Source organism: Bradyrhizobium tropiciagri, assembly GCF_001189845.1.
Classification (GTDB): Bacteria; Pseudomonadota; Alphaproteobacteria; order Rhizobiales; family Xanthobacteraceae; genus Bradyrhizobium; species Bradyrhizobium tropiciagri.
Genome location: NZ_LFLZ01000051.1, coordinates 60,596 through 67,281, shown reverse-complemented (window position 1 = coordinate 67,281; position 6,686 = coordinate 60,596). Strand labels below are relative to the sequence as shown.

6 protein-coding genes are annotated in these 6,686 nt (G+C 64.7%); 4 read left to right on the top strand and 2 right to left on the bottom strand.

Annotated features, from left to right (window positions below; translation table 11 throughout):
• Positions 1 to 63: 63 nt before the first annotated feature.
• Together AKN84_RS31280 and AKN84_RS31275 are read right to left on the bottom strand one after the other, a co-directional pair.
• The gene (locus AKN84_RS31280) at positions 64 to 495 is read right to left on the bottom strand and encodes a SufE family protein (protein ID WP_050424335.1); all 432 of its coding nucleotides are present in this window, start codon (positions 493 to 495) and stop codon (positions 64 to 66) included.
• Positions 496 to 639: 144 nt separating this feature from the next.
• On the bottom strand, positions 640 to 1,020 hold the full coding sequence (locus AKN84_RS31275; RefSeq protein ID WP_050424339.1) for a DUF5330 domain-containing protein: 381 nt from the start codon (positions 1,018 to 1,020) through the stop codon (positions 640 to 642).
• 435 nt (positions 1,021 to 1,455) lie between these two features.
• Between AKN84_RS31275 and AKN84_RS31270 the strand changes: the two genes are divergently transcribed.
• The 4 genes from AKN84_RS31270 (at position 1,456) to AKN84_RS31255 (ending at position 6,621) form a co-directional block, all read left to right on the top strand.
• Positions 1,456 to 3,267, top strand: coding sequence for a PAS domain-containing sensor histidine kinase (locus AKN84_RS31270; protein WP_050424334.1), 1,812 nt, complete (start codon positions 1,456 to 1,458; stop codon positions 3,265 to 3,267).
• Positions 3,260 to 4,024, top strand: a complete 765-nt coding sequence (locus AKN84_RS31265; RefSeq protein ID WP_167351888.1) for a peptidoglycan-binding domain-containing protein — start codon at positions 3,260 to 3,262, stop codon at positions 4,022 to 4,024. The genes AKN84_RS31270 and AKN84_RS31265 overlap by 8 nt, the downstream gene beginning before the upstream one ends.
• Positions 4,025 to 4,846: 822 nt before the next feature.
• Positions 4,847 to 5,191 (top strand): DUF1491 family protein, encoded by a 345-nt coding sequence (locus AKN84_RS31260; protein ID WP_050424332.1) that lies wholly within the window; start codon positions 4,847 to 4,849, stop codon positions 5,189 to 5,191.
• A gap of 323 nt (positions 5,192 to 5,514) precedes the next feature.
• Entirely contained in the window at positions 5,515 to 6,621 is a 1,107-nt protein-coding gene (locus AKN84_RS31255; RefSeq protein WP_050424331.1) for an NADH:flavin oxidoreductase, read from the top strand.
• Positions 6,622 to 6,686 lie beyond the last annotated feature (65 nt).

Genomic DNA, 6,686 nt, shown 5'->3' with positions numbered 1-6,686 from the left:
GAAAGCGTTTTCGAGCGAAGTGGACGCCGGTTCGCGTGAAGAAAACGCGTCAGGCAAGAAGTGCTACGCGGCGGACGCCAGCGCCTCGCGCGCATCGTTGCGGATGCGATCGACCATCGAGCGCAGGCCGTTGGAGCGCTGCGGCGTCAGATGGTCGCGGAAGCCGAATTCGTCGAACAGCGCGAGCGCGTCGGTGTCGAGGATCTGCTGCGGCGAGTGCCCGGAGAACAGCGTCAGCACGATCGCGACTAGGCCGCGCACGATGTGCGCGTCGCTGTCGCCGACATAGATCAGGCGCGGTTCGCCATTGGCATCGCGCTCGATCCGCTTCGACAGCCAGACCTGGCTGACGCAGCCCTGCACCTTGTTCTCGGCCGAGTGCTCCGCCTCCGACAACGGTTCGAGGGTGCGGCCGAGCTCGATGACGTAGCGGTAACGGTCGTCCCACTCGTCCAGCAGCGCAAAATTGTCCCTGATTTCGTCGATCGTCGTCATCGTGGCCCACGTCCTGTCCTTACCGGCTTATATAGGAAGGCGGGCCGCGAAAGCGACGAAAATGGAACCGGTTCCCGGCGGTTTTGACGTGTTTTCTTCACGCGAACCGACGGCCACTTTGCTCGAAAGCGCGCTGGTTTAGGCTCACGGCATCGGCGGCAGGCGGAATTCGATGGTCTGGTCGTCCGCGGTCAGCGTGTCGCGGGACGCGGAGGCAGAATCGGTCTCGTCCTTGCCGATCGAGCCGGTGTGATCGGGCGGCTTCTTGTCGGTGATCATCTGGTAGAGCTTGCGCGCACCGTCGGTCGCGCGCTGGCCGATCGCGGTGGCGGCCTGGCCGCCGACTTCGCAGGCCGACGGCTGACGCTTGCAGAACTGACCCATGTCGTTGATCGTCGAGGTCGCGGCCGACACCGCGTCCGATGCGCTGATCTGCGGCGTCTTGTCCGCTTCTGGTGTTTTGTCTCTCGGCAGCAGCACGAGCACAAGCCCGAGCCAGAATGCCAAACGCAGCAGGAAGAACATGGCGCGATCCCGGTCGTCTATCTTGTCTTTTGCTTCTTGCGCGGTCGATGCCGCTATTGCCCTCACGGTTAGCATCGGTCGATAAATCGGAAGTATCTGCATTGAGGTAAATCCGCCGAAAAATCGCGGAAAATTCGCCTGAATTGATTCGCCGTAAATTTTCGATTGATGGTGGCTTTTGGCTGCCGGAGACGCAGGCTGCGCCGTGTCCACCATTTCGAAACCATAGATCGCCGCATCCGGAAACCAGCCGTTCACCATCCCCGACAAATGACCGGTGAATGGCAGCCTCGAAGCCTCGCCAATGCACCGTGTTTGGCAGCGGGCCACCGCGCCTTAGCGTTCGCTTAAGTTCGCTCTGACACGTTGACCTGCAATCACGAAGGAGGCGTTCCGGCGCGTCTGTCTTGACGATTGAGCCGAAGCGCGAGTGCTGTGAGTAGTTTGAGTCTGATCCGCGATTGCCTGGATGCGCTGCTGCATCCGTCTGCGCAATATGATGCGCTGACGCGTGCGCGCCATCGTGCCTTCATGGCGCCGCGGCTGCTCGGCAGCCTGGCGGCGCTGGCTTCGTTCCCTGCCTTTCTGGCGATGCGCGGCGCGCCGACAGCGATCGAGGTCGCGGCGTTCGCCTGGCTGATCGCGCCGATCCTGCTGTCCTGGTTCCTGTCGCGCACCGGCCGCTACGAGGGCGCCCATGTGCTGTCGTCGCTGGCGCTCGCCGGTCTCGTGATGATGATCGCCGCGACCACCGGCGGCATCGCGTCGTTCGCCGCGGTGTGGCTCGTCGTGATTCCGATCGAGGCCGCGCTGTCGGCCTCGCGGCGCGTGGTGGCGTTTGCGTTTGCGCTGGCGATGATCTGCGCGGCGCTGCTGAGCGTGCTGGCACATTATCACGTGCTGCCGGCCGTCGATCCCGCGGTGGCGTCGAACGGCACGCTGGTCGGTTTCGGCGTGGTGTCGGCGATCTTCTATGCGGCAGGGCTCGCCTTCGGCGCGGAATCGCTGGCGCGCACCAGCGTGGCGCTGCTTTATGTCGAGGAAGAGCGCTACCGCCTGCTCGCGCATAACATGAGCGACGTTCTGTCGCGGCACAGCCGCAACGGCGCGGTGCGCTTCATTTCGCCCGCGGCCGAGATCATGCTCGGCGTGCCGGCGTCGCGGCTGTCGGGCCACGGCCTGTTCGACCGCGTTCATGTCGCGGATCGGCCGGCCTATCTCACCGCGCTGTCGGACGCCGCGCGTGGCGAGTCCTGCAGCGTCGAGTTCCGGGTGCGCCGTGACGGTGCGCGCGGCGAGGCTGCCGGCGAATTCATCTGGGTCGAGATGCGCTGCCGTGCGCTCGACCAGATTTCGGCCGAGGCGGAAGTCGTTGCCGTGATGCGCGACGTGACCGATCGCAAGGTGCAGGAGCAGGCGCTCGAGCAGGCGCGCAACGCGGCCGAACAGGCCGACGCGTCGAAGACGCGCTTCCTCGCCACCATGAGCCACGAACTGCGCACCCCGCTCAACGCCATCATCGGCTTCTCCGAGATGATCGCGCAGGAAGACGTGCTCGGGCTCGACGCGGCTCGCCGCAAGGAATACGCCCAGCTCATCAACGACTCCGGACAGCATCTCTTGTCCGTCGTCAACGGCATCCTCGACATGTCGAAGATGGAGTCCGGTAATTTCGAGATTTCGCCGGAGCCCTTTGCGCCGCGGCCGGCGCTGCTCAATTGCTGCAATCTGGTGGCGTTGAAGGCGCGCGAGAGCGGCGTCGACCTCGTCACCCGCGTGGGCGACGATCTCCCGATCGTGAACGGCGATCCGCGCGCGTTCAAGCAGATCGTGCTCAATCTGGTTTCCAACGCCATCAAGTTCACCGAGCGCGGCGGCAAGGTGACCGTGTCGGCCGGCGTCGAGGGCTCGCGGCTCATGCTGCGGGTCTCGGACACCGGTGTCGGCATCGCCGCCGACGATCTCAAGCGGATCGGCGATCCGTTCTTCCAGGCCGGCAAGACCTATCAGCGCCGCCACGAGGGCACCGGCCTCGGCCTGTCCATCGTCAAGGGGCTGGTCGGCCTGCATCACGGCGAGATGAATGTGGAGAGCAAGGTGGGCGAGGGCACCATCGTGTCGGTCGCGCTGCCGCTGGCGTTCACCCCGCCGGCCGCCGTCGAGCCGTCCAGCAATGTCTCGACGCTGAAGCCCGCACTGCGATCCGGTCTCCAAGAGCAAACCCATCAGGTGAAGAAGAGTGCCTAGACAGACTTTGGATGATGACGAAACGCCGCGCCGTCGCCGCGGCGCCAAGGCAGTGGCCATCGCGGCCGAGGAAGAGCGTGGCCTCGTGCTGCGCCTGCTGCTGCATAGTCCGAAGGATCTCGTCGCCGGCGTGCTGGCCCTGTCTGCCATTGTTGCGATCCTGATCAATGCACTGTTCCTGCAGGCCGGCCGTCATCCGTCGCCGATGTTCGGCGGTTCGGTGGTAACGCTACCGCCGCCGGCCCCGGCTGCTGCGGTCACCAGCCCAATGCCGCGCCCGCGTCCCGCCGAAGCTGCCGCCCGGTCGGTCGAGCCGGCCGCCATGGAGCCATCGAGGCCCGTTGACGTGAAGCCGGTTGAGACCAGGCCGGTCGAGACCAGGTCCGTTGAAGCCAAGCCTGAACCGAAGCCGGTTGAAGCCAAGTCGGTCGATCCGATGGCCAACCTGGTGCTGAAGTCGACCGCCGCGCCACCGGCGGCCGCACCGTCCCCGGCCGCCGCGCTGTCCAGCGTCGTGCGTCCGCCGGCGCCGATCCCGACCCAGCATCTGAGCCCGGCCGGCAAACGCATCGCCGCGGTCCAGCGGACGCTGACCGAATATGGCTATGGCCAGCTCAAGCCGACCGGCACGATCGGCGCCGACACCCAGCACGCGATCGCGAAGTTCGAGCGCGCCCGCAAACTGCCGGTGACGGGGCAGATGTCTGATCGCCTCGTGCGCGAACTCGGCACGATGATCGGGCACTCGATCGAGTAGACCACGAGCCCATAAATCTGCCGTTCGGAGGGCTTACCGGAGTCCGCTATGCGCGGGTGGCAACCAAAGTTGCAGCGCAGCCAAACGATGGAGCCAATAGACGACGTCACAGGCCGTCCTGCATCTGGTCCGCTTCGCGCGAGCGGACCTTGTGATACTGGCAGCTCAAGTCGGCAACGAACGTAGGCTGCTGAAGGTCGATCCCAGCCCGGTTCACTTCTTGCGGAGGTCGAATTTCGGTTGTCGATTCCATGCTAGCTTGCATCTGGTGCAGAAGTCAGAACCAGACGTATCCCTGAAAGACCGCGTAAATGCAGCGCTTGGTTGCGCTTGTGGCGAAGTCATTGGGTGGGTTATTGCCGGGGCAGTCTGGTGTTTGCTCCCTTTGGTGCGTAGCTGCAGCACTTGCGTGGGAGTGGCCGCAATTTCATGCGGGGCGCTTATTCTTGCGCTGGTTGCGTGGCGAGCACACAAAGCGGACACCAAAGCCTTCGATGATCTTAACGACGATCCACGCGCGAAGCGACTGATCAACGACAGCCGCGAGTGCGCAAGTCGTTGAGCTGGATCATCAGCCGTTATGGCGCGGCAACCTGCATCTGGTCCGCTCAAACCTTATAAGCCGACTTCAGGCTATCCGTTTTCCAAGTCAGTAACGGGTCATTCGCGACCGGATCGACCCGGTAGCAAGTCTGGCCAAGTCCGCTATGCCGCCGAAAGCGGAAGTAAATTCAGAGCATTGGTGGCACGGCCACCCACCCGTCGGCGCGTAACATCCGTGACAATTGGACGTGGCCGCGCCGCTGGCCTATAGGTCGGCGCATGCGATTGAAAACCAGCATATGGGTCGCGGCGTATCTGCGCCGCTGCCAGACCGAAGGCGTGTTCGGCGCGGTCCGCAAGAAGGGCGCCGAAGAGGCCGGTGCCGTGTTCGTCAAGGTGGCGCTGATGGACGGCAACGCGATGCTGTATGCGCCGGCGCCGCAGACGGTCTATGACGACAGCCGCCCGGTCGAGCGGCTGTTCGTGCCGACGGCGCCGCAGCCGGTGTCCGAGCCGTCAGTCGAGGAGCGATTGACCAAGGAGTTGCGCTTCGATCCCGACGCCTGGATCGTCGAGACCGAAGACCGTGCCGGACGGCACTTCCTCGATCTGGCGATGAGCTAGGGCGCAACCTCGGCTGCTTGGGAAGCAAGCGCATTTGATGTCCGCTTGCTCCACAACGGCCGCGCAAATCCCGACATTCAACGACTTCGCGGTCGGACCAGATCCGGACACGAGCGCCGAGCCCCCGAGACCGCGCAGCGTGGCCAGGCGAAGCGCGGTCCGCCGGTGTGGTGCGCCGATGCACAGCCGTTGTCGCGCATTGCGCAGTCCCGTTCGGCAGTCCGTGACCCCAGGTACGCTGCCAACGGCCGAGCCGGAGAGCGCATCCGACGGCTCGCATCAATGAACTCTGGTCGACTGTCTCTCGCGCCCCGGAACATCTCATGTCTAGTCTTGACGTCCTGTTCAGATCCTACCGCCTGAACGCCCTCGACCTGCCGAACCGCGTCGTGATGGCTCCGATGACGCGGTCCATGTCTCCGCGCGGCGTACCCACCGCCGAGGTCGCCGCCTATTATCGCCGCCGCGCAGAGAGCGGCGTCGGTCTCATCATCACCGAGGCAACGGGGGTCGGTCGCCCGGCCGCGCTCAACGAGCCGAATATGCCCCGCTTCCACGGCGAGACGGCGCTCGTCGGCTGGAAGAAAGTGGTGGACGAGGTTCACGCGGCAGGTGGGCGCATCGCGCCGCAGTTGGTTCATGTGGGGCATAAGCTCTCGAACGCGGTACCGGACTGGACACCGCCGGCGCCCTATGAAAGTCCCTCGGGGCTTTCAGTGACGGGCGAGCGCGTCAATCAGCCGATGAGCGAGGCCGACGTGGCCGACATCATCGACGCGTTCGCGAAGGCAGCAATGGATGCCGAGCGGCTCGGCTTCGACGGCATAGAGCTGATGGGGGCGCACGGCTATCTCATCAATCAGTTCTTCTACGACCATCTCAACTTGCGCGACGACGAATACGGTGGCTCGACGCTGGTCGAGCGTTCTCGCTTCGTGATCGAGATTCTGAACGCAATCCGGTCGGTGGTGACCTCGGGCTTCCCGGTGATTCTCCGCCTTTCACAATGGAAGCCGAAAGACTTCAGTGCACGGCTGGCCGCGACGCCGAAGGCGCTGGAACAATGGCTTTCCGTCCTTGTCGACGCTGGAGCGGATGTCTTCCACCTCTCGCAGCCAAAGTTCTGGCAGCCCGCTTTCCCTGAGATCGATCGGGAGCTGAATCTTGCCGGCTGGGCGAAGAAGCTCACGGGCGTCACCGCGATAACCGTTGGCGCTGTCGGCCTGTCTGGCGACGTCTACGCATCCTTGGCGGGCGAGACCGCCCAATCCACGCCGCTGGATGGACTGCTCAGGCGGCTGGAACGCGGCGAGTTCGACCTGGTCGCGGTCGGACGCGCGTTGCTGCAGGATGCCGCCTGGCTTGAGAAAGTACGGCAAGGTCGCGAGATCGCCGAGTTCACGCCGGCCGCGTTCGCCACCCTGAGTTAATCGGCGGGGCGGGTGGCAGGGCGCCTCCACGAGCTTGCCGCCAGCGAGTCCGCGCATGCCCCGAA

Coding starts and splice junctions, on each gene's coding strand:
- AKN84_RS31255 (WP_050424331.1), top strand. CDS start 5,515: ATGTCTAGTCTTGACGTCCTGTTCAGATCCTACCGCCTGAACGCCCTC.
- AKN84_RS31275 (WP_050424339.1), bottom strand. CDS start 1,020: ATGTTCTTCCTGCTGCGTTTGGCATTCTGGCTCGGGCTTGTGCTCGTG.
- AKN84_RS31280 (WP_050424335.1), bottom strand. CDS start 495: ATGACGACGATCGACGAAATCAGGGACAATTTTGCGCTGCTGGACGAG.
- AKN84_RS31260 (WP_050424332.1), top strand. CDS start 4,847: ATGCGATTGAAAACCAGCATATGGGTCGCGGCGTATCTGCGCCGCTGC.